This is a genomic window from Pseudomonas sp. A25(2017), from assembly GCF_002001065.1.
Taxonomy (GTDB): Bacteria; Pseudomonadota; Gammaproteobacteria; order Pseudomonadales; family Pseudomonadaceae; genus Aquipseudomonas; species Aquipseudomonas kilonensis.
Map to the genome: position 1 here is coordinate 1 of NZ_MUOA01000089.1, position 14,571 is coordinate 14,571.

Here is a 14,571-nt window from a genome sequence, read left to right on the forward strand (position 1 = left end):
CGCCCCGTTAACCACGCTGGCCGAACGCAGGCATTGTGCAGTGGGCATCCCGGCATGGATGCCGGGATAGCCGCGCTGGGCCATGGATGGCCCTTCGCGGCGGGCCCACGGAACAATGCCGGAGTGAGGGCATGCCGAGCCTAGGCGAGGCACCGAGTGGTGGGGCAGAGCGTTTTTGGTTACTTTTGGCGCTCTTTCCAAAAGTGACCCGCCGTCAGGGCGGAACCCTAAGCGGCCGTTACTACAAAAACGGATATGTACTCGATCCCCCCCAATCTGAGCAATAAAGGAACCTTATGAACTGGCACCCCCACATCACCGTCGCCACCATCGTCGAAGACAACGGCCGCTTCCTGATGGTGGAAGAATCCAAGGCCGGACGCGCAGTACTCAACCAGCCCGCCGGCCACCTGGACCCCAACGAAACCCTCATCGAAGCCGCCGTACGCGAAACCCTCGAAGAAACCGGCTGGGACGTCGAACCCACCAGCATCACCGGCATCTACCTCTACACCGCCCCGAGCAACGGCGTGACCTACCAGCGAGTCTGTTTCGCCGCCAAGGCCTTGAAACACCACCCCGAGTACCAACTGGACGACGGCATCCTCGGCGCCAAATGGCTCACCCGCGACGAACTGCTCGAACAGCGCGAACACTGGCGCAGCGAGCTGATCATCCGTTGCATCGACGATTATCTGGCCGGCCATCGCCATAGCCTGGAGCTTATCCGTCCTTCTCTTTAGCCTTGCGCGCCCGGGCCTGATAGAATCGCGTCCTTTTTCAAGACACTCATTGAATTCCTATGCGTGATCCAGCCTCTTCGAACACTCCCAAGCAACGCGTCATTGTCGGCATGTCCGGTGGCGTGGACTCTTCCGTTTCCGCCCTACTGCTGATCGAGCAGGGTTATGAGGTGGAAGGCCTGTTCATGAAGAACTGGGAAGAAGACGACGGCACCGAATACTGCACCGCCATGGACGACCTGGCGGACGCCCAGGCCGTGTGCGACAAGATCGGCATCAAGCTGCACACCGCCAACTTCGCCGCCGAGTACTGGGACAACGTGTTCGAGCACTTCCTGGCCGAATACAAGGCCGGCCGCACGCCGAACCCGGACATCCTCTGCAACCGCGAAATCAAGTTCAAGGCGTTCCTCGACTACGCCATGATGCTCGGCGCCGACCTGATCGCCACCGGCCACTACGTGCGCCGCCGCGACATCGACGGCCGCACCGAACTGCTCAAGGGCCTGGACCCGAACAAGGACCAGAGCTACTTCCTGCATGCCGTCGGCGGCGAGCAGATCGCCAAGACCCTGTTCCCGGTAGGTGAACTGGAAAAGCCCGAAGTGCGTGCGATCGCCGAAAAACACCAGCTCGCCACCGCCAAGAAAAAAGACTCCACCGGGATCTGCTTTATCGGTGAGCGGCGTTTCAGCGACTTCCTCAAGCAATACCTGCCGGCCCAACCGGGCGAGATCAAGACCACCGAAGGCGAAGTCATCGGCCGCCACCATGGCCTGATGTACCACACCATCGGCCAGCGCCAGGGCCTGGGCATCGGCGGCCTGAAAGACGCCGGGGAAGAGCCGTGGTACGTGCTGGTCAAGGACCTGGAGCACAACGAACTGATCGTCGGCCAGGGCAACGACCACCCATGGTTGTTTTCCCGCGCCCTGCTCGCCTCCGACATCTATTGGGTCAACCCGATCGACCTCAGCGAACCTCGTCGCCTGACGGCCAAGGTTCGCTACCGTCAGAGCGACCAGCCCTGCACCCTGGAAAAAACCGCCACGGGCTACCGTGCCACCTTCGATGACCCGCAGCGGGCGGTCACGCCCGGCCAGTCCGTGGTGTTCTATGACGGCGAAATCTGCCTGGGCGGCGGCGTGATCGAAGTCGCAGAGCCTTGGAGCAGCAAGGCATGAGCCCCATCCAGGAACAACTGACGGCATTGGGCGGTGTGTTTCTCGCCGCTGTGCTGGTGGACAGGATCGCCAAGACCGGCCAGGCCACCGAAGCGGGCGTGGCCTGCATGCTCGGCAGCCTGCTGGTTCGCGACCCCAAGGACACCCTGGAAGTCTACGGCGGCGACGACTTGAACCTGCGCGAAGGCTATCGTGCGCTGATCGGCGCCCTGGAGCGCGATCCCAGCGCCCTGCAACGCGAACCGCTGCGCTACGCCCTCTCGATGCTGGGCCTTGAGCGCCAGCTGGCCAAGCGCGACGACCTGCTGGAGACCATCGGCAAACGCTTGCCGCAGATCCAGTCCCAGGTCGAGCACTTCGGCCCGTCCCACGAAAACGTCGTCGCGGCCTGCGGCGCGCTGTACCAGGACACCCTGAGCACCTTGCGCCAGCGCATCCAGGTGCATGGCGACATGCGCAACCTGCAGCAACCGAGCAACGCCTCGAAGATCCGCGCCCTGTTGCTGGCCGGGATTCGTTCGGCCCGGCTGTGGCGGCAGTTGGGCGGCCATCGCTGGCAACTGGTGATCAGCCGGCGCAAATTGCTTAAAGAGCTTTACCCGTTGATGCGCAACGAATAAGTCGCCTCGACCGGTTTTTTGTAGCAAGGGAGCTTGCCCCCACTGGGCCTGTAGGAGCTGTCGAGCGAAGCGAGGCTGCGATCTTTTGATCTTTTGATCTTTTGATCTTTCACTTGAGATTCAAGCGTCTGGGGAAAGATCGCAGCCTCGTTGCACTCGACAGCTCCTACACAGCTCCTACAGGCCCAGCGGGAGCAAGCTCCCTCGCCACAGGTATTAAAAGTTTTATCTCGTTACGCGTAATACGCCGGTCAGTTGGCGACGGACCGGCGATTGTTTTCATGTATGATACGCGCCCCATTTCGTTGCCCGACTGTCCGAGAACACCCCATGCAGCTCTCTTCGCTCACTGCGGTTTCCCCTGTAGACGGCCGCTACGCCGGCAAAACCCAGGCCCTGCGCCCGATTTTCAGCGAGTACGGCCTGATCCGTGCCCGCGTCCTGGTTGAAGTGCGCTGGCTCCAGCGCCTGGCCGCTCACCCTGCCATCCCTGAAGTCCCGGCGTTCTCCGCCGAAGCCAACGCGGTGCTCAACACCCTGGCGGACAACTTCGCGCTGGAGCACGCCGAGCGCGTCAAAGAGATCGAGCGCACGACCAACCACGACGTCAAGGCCATCGAATACCTGCTCAAGGAGCAGGCGGCCAAGCTGCCGGAGCTGGCCAATGTCAGCGAGTTCATCCACTTCGCCTGCACCAGCGAGGACATCAACAACCTGTCCCACGCCCTGATGCTGCGCGAAGGCCGCGATGAGGTGATGCTGCCACTGATGCGCCAGACCGCCCAGGCCATCCGCGAGCTGGCGATTCGCTTCGCCGACGTGCCGATGCTGTCGCGCACCCACGGTCAACCGGCTTCGCCGACCACCCTGGGCAAGGAGCTGGCGAACGTGGTCTACCGCCTGGAGCGCCAGATCGCCCAAGTGGCCGCCGTGCCGCTGCTGGGCAAGATCAACGGCGCCGTGGGCAACTACAACGCCCACCTGTCGGCCTACCCGGACATCGACTGGGAAGCCAACGCCCGCGCCTTCATCGAAGACGAGCTGGGCCTGAGCTTCAACCCCTACACCACCCAGATCGAACCGCATGACTACATCGCCGAGCTGTTCGATGCGATCGCGCGCTTCAACACCATCCTGATCGACTTCGACCGTGACATCTGGGGCTACATTTCCCTGGGTTACTTCAAGCAGCGCACCATCGCTGGCGAAATCGGCTCCTCGACCATGCCGCACAAGGTCAACCCGATCGACTTCGAAAACTCCGAAGGCAACCTGGGCATCGCCAACGCACTGTTCCAGCACCTGGCGAGCAAACTGCCGATCTCCCGCTGGCAGCGCGACCTGACCGACTCCACCGTGCTGCGCAACCTGGGCGTGGGTTTTGCCCACAGCGTCATTGCCTACGAAGCCAGCCTCAAGGGCATCAGCAAGCTGGAACTGAACGAGCAGAAGATCGCCGCCGACCTGGACGCCTGCTGGGAAGTCCTGGCCGAGCCGATCCAGACCGTGATGCGTCGCTACAACATCGAAAACCCGTATGAAAAGCTGAAAGAACTGACCCGTGGCAAGGGCATCAGCCCTGAAGCGTTGCAGACTTTCATCGATGGCCTGGACATGCCTGCCGCGGCCAAGGCTGAGCTGAAAAAGCTCACGCCGGCCAGTTACATTGGCAACGCAGCGGCACAAGCCAAGCGCGTCTGAGCCACGGCTTTACCTTTGAGACGCCCGGCCGCGCCGGGCGTTTTTATTCGCGTCTGAAAAGTATATTTTTTCAATAGGTTACACATGAATCCTGATATTCCTCTGCAACTCCTGGGCGGCATCACGGCACGGGAGTTCCTGCGCGACTACTGGCAGAAAAAACCCCTGCTGATCCGTCAGGCGATTCCTGACTTCCAAAGCCCGATCGATGCCGACGAACTGGCCGGCCTGGCCCTGGAAGAAGAAGTCGAATCGCGCCTGGTGATCGAGCACGGCGAGCGCCCCTGGGAACTGCGTCGCGGCCCGTTCGCCGAAGACGAATTCAGCAAGCTGCCAGAGCGCGAGTGGACCCTGCTGGTGCAGGCGGTCGATCAGTTCGTACCGGAAGTCAGCGAGCTGCTGGAGAACTTCCGCTTCCTGCCGAGCTGGCGCATCGACGATGTGATGATCAGCTTCGCTGCTCCGGGTGGCAGCGTGGGTCCGCATTTCGATAACTACGACGTGTTCCTGCTGCAGGGCCATGGCCAGCGCAACTGGAAAATCGGCCAGATGTGCGACTCCGAAAGCCCATTGCTGCAGCACGCCGACCTGCGCATCCTCGCCGAATTCGAAGCCACCGACGAGTGGACCCTGGAACCGGGCGACATGCTCTACCTGCCGCCGCGCCTGGCCCACTGTGGCGTGGCCGTGGATGACTGCATGACCTACTCGGTGGGTTTCCGTGCACCAAGCGCCGCTGAAGTGCTGACCCACTTCACCGACTTCCTCAGCCAGTTCCTGCCGGACGAAGAACGCTACACCGACGCCGACGCGCGCCCTGTAGCCGACCCGCACCAGATCCAGCAGGACGCCCTCGACCGCCTCAAGGGCCTGCTGGCCGAGCACATGAGCGACGAGCGCCTGCTGCTGACCTGGTTCGGCCAGTTCATGACCGAGCCGCGCTACCCGGAACTGGTGGTAGGCCCGGAACTGGAAGAAGACGACCTGCTGGCCAGCCTGGAACAAGGCGCCGTGATCATTCGCAACCCGAGCGCGCGCCTGGCTTGGTCGGAAGTCGATGACGACCTGCTGCTGTTCGCCAGCGGCCAGAGCCGTTACCTGCCGGGCAAGCTGCGCGAACTGCTGAAAATGATCTGCGCCGCCGACGCCCTGCACATCGAGAACCTCGGTCCGTGGCTGGCCGACGAAGACGGTCGCGGCCTGGTCTGCGAGCTGGTCAAGCAAGGCAGCCTGGGGTTCGCCGATGAATAAAATTCACGTTCGTGTCGCAGACTGGCAAAAGGATAACGCCGAGATCCGGCGCATTCGTGAGACCGTGTTCATTGCCGAGCAGTCCGTTCCACCTGAGTTGGAATGGGATGCCGACGACCAGAGCGCGGTGCATTTTCTGGCGTTTGAAGGTGACTTTCCCATCGGCACCGCCCGCCTGTTGACCGACGGCCATATCGGCCGTGTCTCGGTCCTCAAGGACTGGCGCGGCCTGAAGGTGGGCGATGCGCTGATGCATGCCGTGATCGCCGAAGCCGAGAAACGCGGGCTCCAGCAACAGATGCTCAGCGCCCAGGTGCATGCCACGCCGTTCTATGAGCGGCTGGGGTTTGCGGTGGTCAGCGAGGAGTTCCTGGAAGCCGGGATTCCTCATGTGGACATGGTCCGTCATTCGGCCTGAACACCGCTGGAAGCAGCAACACAATACCCTGTGGCGAGGGGATTTATCCCCGCTGGGCTGCGTAGCAGCCCCCTTGATCAACCTGACACCGCAAGACATCAGCACCGTGTGGGGCCGCTTCGCGCCCCAGCGGGGATAAATCCCCTCGCCACAAAAAAGCATCATGCAACAACATCCTGCAACACCACAAAACGCCCCGCCATCCACCGATGCCGGGGCGTTTTGCCGTCTAACATTCAACTTGCGCCACCCGGGGCCGACAAACTGGCAATATCAGGCCTTTGTCTCACGGAGAAATGGACATGCTTCTACGCACCCTGCTGACCCTCTTGCTGCTTGGTAGCAGCCTGTCAGCCATGGCCGATACGCAAGTCGTGCCGCTGAACTACCGCACCAGCGCCGACCTGCTGCCGGTGGCACAGAACTTCATCGGCAAGGACGGCCAGGTCAGCGCCTACGGCAACCAACTGATCGTCAACGCCGAGCCGGGCAAGATCGAAGAACTTCGGCAATTCCTCGCGCAACTGGACACCGCGCCCAAGCGCCTGCTGATTACGGTCGATACCAACGAAAACAACCTGCAGGGCGACCAGGGTTACTCGATCAACGGTGCCGCGCCCAGCCAGACCCGCATCATCAACCGCAGCACCGCCAGCCGTGACGGCGGCGTGCAACAGGTGCAGGCCAGCGAAGGCCAGCCGGCGCTGATCCAGGTCGGCCAGAGCGTGCCCTTCACCAGCAGCCAGACCGACAACTACGGCCGCCTGCAAAGCCAGACCGAATACCGCAACGTCACCCAGGGTTTTTATGTCACGGCGAGCGTCACCGGTGAGACCGTTCATCTCAGTATCAGTACCAACCGTGACCGCATGAGCCAGGAACGTCCCGATGTAGTGAACGTTCAGAGTACCGACACAACCGTCAGCGGCCGCCTGGGCGAATGGATCACCCTGGCCGGCGTCAATCGCCAGACTCAAGCCGACAAGCATGGCCTGACCCGCAGCTACTCTACCCAGGGCCGCGACGACATGATTTTGCGGGTCAAGGTCGATACCCTGAACTGAAGCACCAAAAACTGACTGATGAGTCGTATTAGACCAAAGATGTAGTGCCACAAAAAAAGCACTACAAAACGTTTGACGAGCCAAAAAACCAAAGGCATGATGGCCTCGCTCCCGCTAATCAGGGGCCCTGGCAAGGGCCTTCGGGTCGACGCTTGCAACTACCCTGCGAGCCGATTCGTGTCTGTACCGCCCACAAGGTGTGTTTGACGAGGTTGCGACTGGAACGAAGTTGTCCCGAGGGACGGAAGCGTAACTAGGTAACCCGGCATCACTCTGAGTTCGTATGGAGGCCCACGACGCCCGAATGCGCCCGCAGTTCGCCCCTACCTGCTCACTTTCCCCTCGAGCCCATCGTTCATCCCGTCGCCTCCCCGCCTGAACCGACTTGTACGCCAATCCCTGGTCGGCAGGAGCAAGGAATTTTCCACCAAGACCTATGCGACGAGGTTTATCTCCATGGCACTGACACGCGAACAGCAAATTGCAGCCCTTGAAAAAGACTGGGCTGAAAACCCGCGCTGGAAAGGCGTGAAGCGCAATTATTCCGCTGCTGACGTCGTCCGCCTGCGTGGCTCGGTTCAACCTGAGCACACCTTTGCGAAACTGGGCGCCGAGAAGCTTTGGAACCTGGTGACCCAGGGCGCCAAGCCAGCCTTCCGTCCCGAGAAAGATTTCGTCAACTGCATGGGTGCCCTGACCGGCGGCCAGGCTGTGCAGCAAGTCAAGGCCGGCATCCAGGCGATCTACCTGTCGGGCTGGCAAGTGGCCGCGGACAACAACTCCGCCGAGTCGATGTACCCCGACCAGTCGCTGTACCCGGTGGATTCGGTTCCAACCGTGGTCAAGCGCATCAACAACTCGTTCCGTCGCGCCGACCAGATCCAGTGGAAAGCCGGCAAGAACCCGGGCGACGAAGGCTACATCGACTACTTCGCGCCGATCGTGGCTGACGCTGAAGCCGGTTTCGGTGGCGTCCTGAACGCCTACGAGCTGATGAAGAGCATGATCGAGGCAGGCGCCGCCGGCGTTCACTTCGAAGACCAATTGGCTTCGGTGAAGAAATGCGGCCACATGGGCGGCAAGGTGCTGGTTCCAACCCAGGAAGCCGTGCAGAAGCTGACCGCTGCCCGCCTGGCTGCCGACGTTGCCGGTGTACCGACCATCATCCTGGCCCGTACCGACGCCAACGCCGCTGACCTGCTGACCTCCGACTGCGACCCGTACGACCAGCCGTTCGTGACCGGTACCCGCACCCAGGAAGGCTTCTACAAGGTGCGCGCCGGTCTCGACCAGGCTATCTCCCGTGGCCTGGCCTACGCGCCGTACGCCGACCTGATCTGGTGCGAAACCGCCAAGCCGGACCTGGACGAGGCTCGTCGCTTCGCCGAAGCGATCAAGAAGGAATACCCGGACCAACTGCTGTCGTACAACTGCTCGCCTTCCTTCAACTGGAAGAAAAACCTGGACGACGCGACCATCGCCAAGTTCCAGCGCGAACTGTCCGCCATGGGCTACAAGCACCAGTTCATCACCCTGGCCGGCATTCACAACATGTGGCACAGCATGTTCAACCTGGCGCACGACTACGCCCGCAACGACATGACCGCCTACGTGAAGCTGCAAGAGCAAGAGTTCGCTGACGCCGCCAAGGGCTACACCTTCGTGGCTCACCAGCAGGAAGTGGGCACCGGCTACTTCGACGACATGACCACCGTGATCCAGGGCGGCACTTCGTCGGTGACCGCACTGACCGGCTCCACCGAAGAAGAACAGTTCCACTGATACACGCCGTAAACGGCCCTTGCGGACCGAGTAAAAGCTAACCGCAAAGCCGATGATCTGACGCCCCGACTGGTTCGGGGCTTTTTTTTGCCGGTTTTCCCCGCTCCGCTTTTCACACCTTGAAGTGACTGACCATCTGCTGCAACTGGTTACCCAGGCGCGCCAACTCGATGCTGGAGGCTGCGGTTTCTTCGCTGGCGGAGGCGGTCTGTTCGGATACATCGCGCACGCTCAGGATACTGCGGCTGATTTCCTCGGCCACCGAGCTTTGTTGCACCGCGGCGGCGGCAATCTGTTGATTCATGGCCTGGATGCCAGAAACCGCCTGGGTGATGTTGCTCAGGGAGGCGCCGGCTTTGCCTGCCAATTCCACGCTGCTATCGGTCAGTTCGCGGCTGTTTCGCATGATGCTCGATACCTGGCGCGTGCCGTTCTGCAAGCCCGCCACCAGGCTTTCAATCTCTTCGGTGGAATGCTGGGTACGCTGGGCCAATCCACGTACTTCATCGGCGACCACGGCAAAACCGCGCCCGGCGTCACCTGCGCGAGCGGCCTCGATGGCGGCGTTAAGGGCCAGCAAGTTGGTCTGTTCAGCCACCGCCCGGATCACGTCCATGATCTTGCCGATGCGCCCGCTTTCCTGTTCCAGCTCGTTCATGGCTTCGACGGAGCGCCCGACTTCGCCGGCCAAGCGCTCAATCTGAACGATGGCCTGCGCGACCACCTGGTCGCCAATACGGGCGTGGGCATCGGCCTCTGATGCAGCTGCGCGAGCTTGTTCGGCATTACGCGCGACTTCATGCACGGTGACCGACATTTCGTGCATGGCGGTAGCCACCTGATCGGTCTCGGTCTTCTGACTGTTGACCCCGGCACTGGTCTGCTCGGTGACAGCCGATAGCTCTTCGGCGGCACTGGCGATTTGGGTGACGCCATCGCGGATGCCACCGATCAGGTCGCGCAAGGTGGTGCCCATGCGCTCAATACCCTGCTGCAAGACACCCAGCTCATCACGACGGGTCACGGTCATGTGTTGCGTAAGATCGCCCGCTGCAATGCGATCGACCACAGCCAATGTGTCCTGCAACGGTCGCGTAATCTGGCGGGTGATGATCAGGGCGGCAAGAATCCCCAACAACATCGCCAAGGCAGTGCAGCTCAGTTGCAGGATGCGAGCCTGGGCGCTGTCTTCGTCGCGGGAGACCAGTTGGCTGGCATACATTTCGTCAGACAGACGAGTGATGGTTTCACCCAAATCGACAGTGTCCTGCACGGCCTTGCCAATGGCCTGATTGCTGGCAGTGAAGTCCAGCACCGAACGGCGGTAAGCGATCAGCGCGGCTTCCAGCTGCTTGATGGTGTCGGCATAGGTCGGACCGAAAGCGCTGTTGAGGGTTTCGATGCCCTTGAGCGCATTTTCGAGCTGGCGGGTGGCGGCGAGCTCGGTGGCGCTGTTGGGGTTGCCGGTATAGCCACGCACTTCATAACGCACCAGTGCCACGTCCTCTTTTGCCTTGAGGATGATCCTGTACAGCTCGAAACGGCGCTCATCCGAGGCAGGCATTGCTTCAACGTCATTGATGACCTTGGCAATCAGCGCGGCACCCTTGACCGCATTGACGCCCATTTCCTTGCGCATGGCGGCGTCATTGCGATAAGCCTCGCGCATCGTATTCAGTGCCACTTGATACTGCGTGCTGGCCTGCTCGATCAGCGCAAGTTTTTTCAGGTTTTCAGGTTTTCTCAACTCGTTTGCGAGGCTTTTCTGCTTGGCGACAAACTGCTCCAGCGACGCCTGGATCAACGCACCCTTTTGTTCATCTCCCCGGTCCAACTGATATTGCAAGCGAGCCCTGCGCAGGTGATCAAGACGATCGCCGAGTTCAGCAATGCTGGCCATTCGATCAGTACGCTGGATCATTTTGCCCAAGCTGACCCAGCCGGTCGCGGCGAGGATAGCGGTCAGAAGCAGCACAACGGCAAAGCCCAAAGCCAGCTTGAGCATAACGCTCATATTCGCGATCCAAGAGTTCATGGCATTCCTTATGGTCATCCGCCGCGAACGATGAAACCTGGCGCGGCTATCTAAGAAGGGGCGTCAGCCTAATCAAGTATTGATATAGATGATTAGATGAATGAGGCACAAAGATAGCCATTTGACATCATTCCTTCAAGGGAAGTCGCGATGTATCGATTAAGCGGGGGGGGGCTGACGAGCAAAAATCGGCACGAGCCTGGTTTTTTCACCCGTTTTCTTTGAAGCAACCTACGCTGTAAGAGCAAGCCTGCATCTGTGGGAGTCAGGCTCGCCCGCGATGAACGATTACGCTGTCTGCCTCGGGACCGCGTTGCCGGCATCGCGAGCAAGCCTGGCTCCCACAGGAGCAGTCCCCCACGCAGATCCAACCCTCACCAACCCCCTCCCCCACAAAACGTCGGCGCACGGCTAGAAAAATTGATCGAACGCAGTATTGGGCAGTCCGAAAAGGAGTAAAACGTGCGGCGCTGACAATTGCAGTAGCGGCGATGTAAGACAGTCTCTCAGGCACAATACTAAGTGCACCGCAGAAAGGCCGCTACAGATAATAATAATTATCATTTGGAAGTCGTTATCATTGTTACATTCCGCACGAAATATTATTGATGAATAGCCGGCCAACGCCCACCAGGTCTGGGCCGCAGGGTCCTGGAGGTGCGCTATGTCCTTATTCCAATAAATAATTTCGCTATAGGAATTTTACTTGCCCGGTGTTTAGCCATAAAATCACCGCGATTGATTGCTGCGACATATCGTCACTGCGTTATTTCATTCAAGCTCAGAGACCTTTGCTCTCTGTTAAGGATTTCCAGCATGTCCGAAGCGACAGGACTCATGGCCCACAATTGGGGCTTTGCCATTTTCCTTCTGGGCGTTGTTGGCCTGTGTGCTTTCATGCTCGGTGTGTCGAGCCTGCTTGGGTCAAAAGCCTGGGGCCGCAGCAAAAATGAACCGTTCGAGTCCGGCATGCTACCTACCGGTGGCGCCCGCTTGCGGCTCTCAGCCAAATTCTATCTGGTCGCGATGCTCTTCGTGATCTTCGATATCGAAGCCCTCTTTCTCTTTGCATGGTCTGTGTCCGTCCGCGAAAGCGGCTGGACCGGATTCGTCGAAGCTCTCGTTTTCATAGCAATTCTGTTGGCAGGTCTTGTCTACCTTTACCGGGTGGGGGCGCTTGATTGGGCTCCGGAAGCTCGGCGCAAGCGGCAAGCGAAGCTGAAACAATGAGGCTTTGGCAATGCAATACAATCTCACCAGGATCGACCCCGATGCTCCTAACGAGCAGTATCCGATTGGCGAACGGGAAACCGTCGCCGATCCGTTAGAAGATCAAGTCCACAAAAACATCTTCATGGGCAAGCTCGAAGACGTGCTGAACAGCACGGTCAACTGGGGTCGCAAGAACTCCCTGTGGCCGTACAACTTCGGTCTTTCGTGCTGCTACGTGGAAATGACCACCGCCTTCACGGCGCCCCACGACATCGCGCGCTTTGGCGCCGAGGTGATCCGGGCATCGCCACGCCAGGCGGATTTCATGGTTATCGCCGGTACCTGCTTCATCAAGATGGCACCGATCATCCAGCGTCTCTACGAGCAAATGCTCGAGCCCAAGTGGGTCATCTCCATGGGTTCGTGCGCCAACTCCGGTGGCATGTACGACATCTACTCCGTCGTTCAAGGGGTGGACAAGTTCCTGCCCGTGGACGTCTACGTGCCCGGCTGCCCGCCTCGCCCTGAAGCTTTCCTGCAAGGCCTGATGCTGTTGCAGGAGTCGATTGGCCAGGAGCGTCGCCCACTGTCCTGGGTCGTTGGCGATCAAGGCGTCTATCGCGCCGACATGCCATCGCAAAAGGAACAGCGCCGCGAACAGCGTATCGCAGTCACCAACCTGCGCAGCCCCGACGAAGTCTGATCCAGCTCTGTTCCTCTAAAAGAAACGAGAACCTGGCTTCATTCTTTACGTTGACCGAAAGCGATAAATAACCATGACTACAGGCAGTGCTCTGTACATCCCGCCTTACAAGGCAGACGACCAGGATGTGGTCGTCGAACTGAACAACCGTTTTGGCCCCGAGGAGTTCACCGCCCAGCCGACCCGCACCGGCATGCCGGTGCTTTGGGTTGCCCGCGCCAAACTCGTCGAAGTCCTGACGTTCCTGCGCAACCTGCCCAAGCCGTACGTCATGCTCTATGACCTGCACGGCGTGGACGAGCGCCTGCGCACCAAGCGTCAAGGGCTGCCCGACGGCGTCGACTTCACCGTGTTCTATCACCTGATGTCGATCGAGCGTAATAGTGACGTAATGATCAAGGTCGCCTTGTCCGAGAGCGACCTTAGCGTGCCGACCGTGACCGGCATCTGGCCGAACGCCAACTGGTACGAGCGTGAAGTGTGGGACATGTACGGGATCGACTTCCCCGGCCACCCGCACCTGACCCGCATCATGATGCCGCCGACCTGGGAAGGTCACCCGCTGCGCAAGGACTTCCCGGCCCGCGCCACCGAGTTCGACCCGTTCAGCCTGTCCCTGGCCAAGCAACAGCTCGAGGAAGAAGCCGCGCGCTTCAAGCCTGAAGACTGGGGCATGAAGCGTTCGGGCGCCAACGAGGACTACATGTTCCTCAACCTGGGCCCGAACCACCCTTCGGCCCACGGTGCGTTCCGCATCATCCTGCAGCTGGACGGCGAAGAGATCGTCGACTGCGTGCCTGACATCGGCTACCACCACCGTGGTGCCGAGAAAATGGCCGAGCGCCAGTCCTGGCACAGCTTCATCCCGTACACCGACCGCATCGATTACCTCGGCGGCGTGATGAACAACCTGCCGTACGTGCTTTCGGTCGAGAAACTGGCCGGGATCAAGGTACCGGAGAAGGTCGACGTCATCCGCATCATGATGGCCGAGTTCTTCCGTATCACCAGTCACCTGCTGTTCCTGGGTACCTATATCCAGGACGTGGGCGCCATGACGCCGGTGTTCTTCACCTTCACCGACCGCCAGAAGGCCTACACGGTGATCGAAGCCATCACCGGTTTCCGCCTGCACCCGGCCTGGTACCGCATCGGTGGCGTTGCCCACGACCTGCCACGCGGCTGGGAAAAGCTGGTCAAGGATTTCGTCGAGTGGATGCCCAAGCGCCTGGACGAATACACCAAGGCCGCCCTGCAGAACAGCATCCTCAAGGGTCGTACCATCGGGGTCGCCGCCTACAACACCAAAGAGGCCCTGGAATGGGGCGTCACCGGTGCCGGCCTGCGTTCCACCGGTTGCGACTTCGACCTGCGCAAGGCACGCCCCTACTCCGGCTACGAGAACTTCGAATTCGAAGTACCGCTGGCGGCCAATGGCGATGCCTACGACCGCTGCATGGTTCGCGTCGAGGAAATGCGCCAGAGCATCAAGATCATCGACCAATGCATGCGCAACATGCCGGAAGGCCCGTACAAGGCGGATCACCCGCTGACCACGCCGCCGCCCAAAGAGCGCACGCTGCAACACATCGAGACCCTGATCACGCACTTCCTGCAGGTTTCGTGGGGCCCGGTCATGCCGGCCAACGAATCCTTCCAGATGATCGAAGCGACCAAGGGCATCAACAGTTATTACCTGACGAGCGATGGCGGCACCATGAGCTACCGCACCCGGATTCGCACCCCAAGCTTCCCACACCTGCAACAGATCCCTTCGGTGATCAAAGGCAGCATGGTCGCGGACATGATTGCGTACCTGGGTAGTATCGATTTCGTTATGGCCGACGTGGACCGCTAA

General features: G+C 60.3%; 12 protein-coding genes and 1 pseudogene. 11 read left to right on the forward strand and 2 right to left on the reverse strand.

The genetic code is table 11. From position 1 onward, the window contains the following. Positions 1 to 296 precede the first annotated feature (296 nt). From B0E42_RS22465 to aceA, 8 genes are all read left to right on the forward strand, one after another. Entirely contained in the window at positions 297 to 743 is a 447-nt protein-coding gene (locus B0E42_RS22465) for an NUDIX hydrolase (protein WP_077507514.1), read from the forward strand. Between the two features lie 59 nt (positions 744 to 802). After that, positions 803 to 1,927, forward strand: coding sequence for a tRNA 2-thiouridine(34) synthase MnmA (gene mnmA, locus B0E42_RS22470; RefSeq protein WP_018609223.1), 1,125 nt, complete (start codon positions 803 to 805; stop codon positions 1,925 to 1,927). After that, a complete protein-coding gene (gene hflD / locus B0E42_RS22475; protein WP_018609221.1) occupies positions 1,924 to 2,547 on the forward strand; it encodes a high frequency lysogenization protein HflD in 624 nt (207 codons plus the stop codon). Before mnmA ends, hflD begins: the two co-directional genes overlap by 4 nt. Before the next feature lie 330 nt (positions 2,548 to 2,877). After that, positions 2,878 to 4,248, forward strand: a complete 1,371-nt coding sequence (gene purB, locus B0E42_RS22480; RefSeq protein ID WP_077507517.1) for an adenylosuccinate lyase — start codon at positions 2,878 to 2,880, stop codon at positions 4,246 to 4,248. Between the two features lie 84 nt (positions 4,249 to 4,332). Next, on the forward strand, positions 4,333 to 5,499 hold the full coding sequence (locus tag B0E42_RS22485; RefSeq protein ID WP_003203358.1) for a cupin domain-containing protein: 1,167 nt from the start codon (positions 4,333 to 4,335) through the stop codon (positions 5,497 to 5,499). Beyond that, positions 5,492 to 5,917 carry a GNAT family N-acetyltransferase gene (locus B0E42_RS22490; protein WP_018609216.1) on the forward strand — a complete coding sequence of 142 codons (426 nt, stop codon included), beginning with the start codon at positions 5,492 to 5,494 and terminating at the stop codon, positions 5,915 to 5,917. The genes B0E42_RS22485 and B0E42_RS22490 overlap by 8 nt, the downstream gene beginning before the upstream one ends. A gap of 302 nt (positions 5,918 to 6,219) precedes the next feature. Next, on the forward strand, positions 6,220 to 6,981 hold the full coding sequence (locus B0E42_RS22495) for a secretin N-terminal domain-containing protein (protein WP_077507520.1): 762 nt from the start codon (positions 6,220 to 6,222) through the stop codon (positions 6,979 to 6,981). Between the two features lie 456 nt (positions 6,982 to 7,437). Further along, on the forward strand, positions 7,438 to 8,763 hold the full coding sequence (gene aceA / locus B0E42_RS22500) for an isocitrate lyase (protein ID WP_018609214.1): 1,326 nt from the start codon (positions 7,438 to 7,440) through the stop codon (positions 8,761 to 8,763). A 112-nt stretch (positions 8,764 to 8,875) separates the two neighbouring features. On the opposite strand, the gene B0E42_RS31850 is transcribed toward aceA, so the two are convergent. Both B0E42_RS31850 and B0E42_RS31855 read right to left on the reverse strand, forming a co-directional pair. Beyond that, a complete protein-coding gene (locus B0E42_RS31850; protein WP_371915903.1) occupies positions 8,876 to 9,793 on the reverse strand; it encodes a methyl-accepting chemotaxis protein in 918 nt (305 codons plus the stop codon). Further along, positions 9,779 to 10,816: pseudogene (locus tag B0E42_RS31855) on the reverse strand (methyl-accepting chemotaxis protein); the annotation flags it as partial. The gene B0E42_RS31850 and the pseudogene B0E42_RS31855, both read right to left, overlap by 15 nt. Positions 10,817 to 11,614: 798 nt before the next feature. Between B0E42_RS31855 and B0E42_RS22510 the strand changes: the two are divergent. From B0E42_RS22510 to nuoC, 3 genes are all read left to right on the forward strand, one after another. Then, positions 11,615 to 12,028: an NADH-quinone oxidoreductase subunit A gene (locus B0E42_RS22510; RefSeq protein ID WP_003203367.1), complete on the forward strand. Its 414-nt coding sequence runs from the start codon at positions 11,615 to 11,617 to the stop codon at positions 12,026 to 12,028. Between the two features lie 10 nt (positions 12,029 to 12,038). Then, positions 12,039 to 12,713: an NADH-quinone oxidoreductase subunit B family protein gene (locus tag B0E42_RS22515; protein ID WP_013693708.1), complete on the forward strand. Its 675-nt coding sequence runs from the start codon at positions 12,039 to 12,041 to the stop codon at positions 12,711 to 12,713. 73 nt (positions 12,714 to 12,786) lie between these two features. Further along, a complete protein-coding gene (gene nuoC / locus B0E42_RS22520; protein ID WP_077507525.1) occupies positions 12,787 to 14,571 on the forward strand; it encodes an NADH-quinone oxidoreductase subunit C/D in 1,785 nt (594 codons plus the stop codon).

Coding starts and splice junctions, on each gene's coding strand:
- B0E42_RS31850 (WP_371915903.1), bottom strand. CDS start 9,793: ATGACCGTGACCCGTCGTGATGAGCTGGGTGTCTTGCAGCAGGGTATT.
- hflD (WP_018609221.1), top strand. CDS start 1,924: ATGAGCCCCATCCAGGAACAACTGACGGCATTGGGCGGTGTGTTTCTC.
- mnmA (WP_018609223.1), top strand. CDS start 803: ATGCGTGATCCAGCCTCTTCGAACACTCCCAAGCAACGCGTCATTGTC.
- B0E42_RS22495 (WP_077507520.1), top strand. CDS start 6,220: ATGCTTCTACGCACCCTGCTGACCCTCTTGCTGCTTGGTAGCAGCCTG.
- purB (WP_077507517.1), top strand. CDS start 2,878: ATGCAGCTCTCTTCGCTCACTGCGGTTTCCCCTGTAGACGGCCGCTAC.
- nuoC (WP_077507525.1), top strand. CDS start 12,787: ATGACTACAGGCAGTGCTCTGTACATCCCGCCTTACAAGGCAGACGAC.
- B0E42_RS22485 (WP_003203358.1), top strand. CDS start 4,333: ATGAATCCTGATATTCCTCTGCAACTCCTGGGCGGCATCACGGCACGG.
- B0E42_RS22490 (WP_018609216.1), top strand. CDS start 5,492: ATGAATAAAATTCACGTTCGTGTCGCAGACTGGCAAAAGGATAACGCC.
- B0E42_RS22465 (WP_077507514.1), top strand. CDS start 297: ATGAACTGGCACCCCCACATCACCGTCGCCACCATCGTCGAAGACAAC.
- B0E42_RS22510 (WP_003203367.1), top strand. CDS start 11,615: ATGTCCGAAGCGACAGGACTCATGGCCCACAATTGGGGCTTTGCCATT.
- B0E42_RS22515 (WP_013693708.1), top strand. CDS start 12,039: ATGCAATACAATCTCACCAGGATCGACCCCGATGCTCCTAACGAGCAG.
- aceA (WP_018609214.1), top strand. CDS start 7,438: ATGGCACTGACACGCGAACAGCAAATTGCAGCCCTTGAAAAAGACTGG.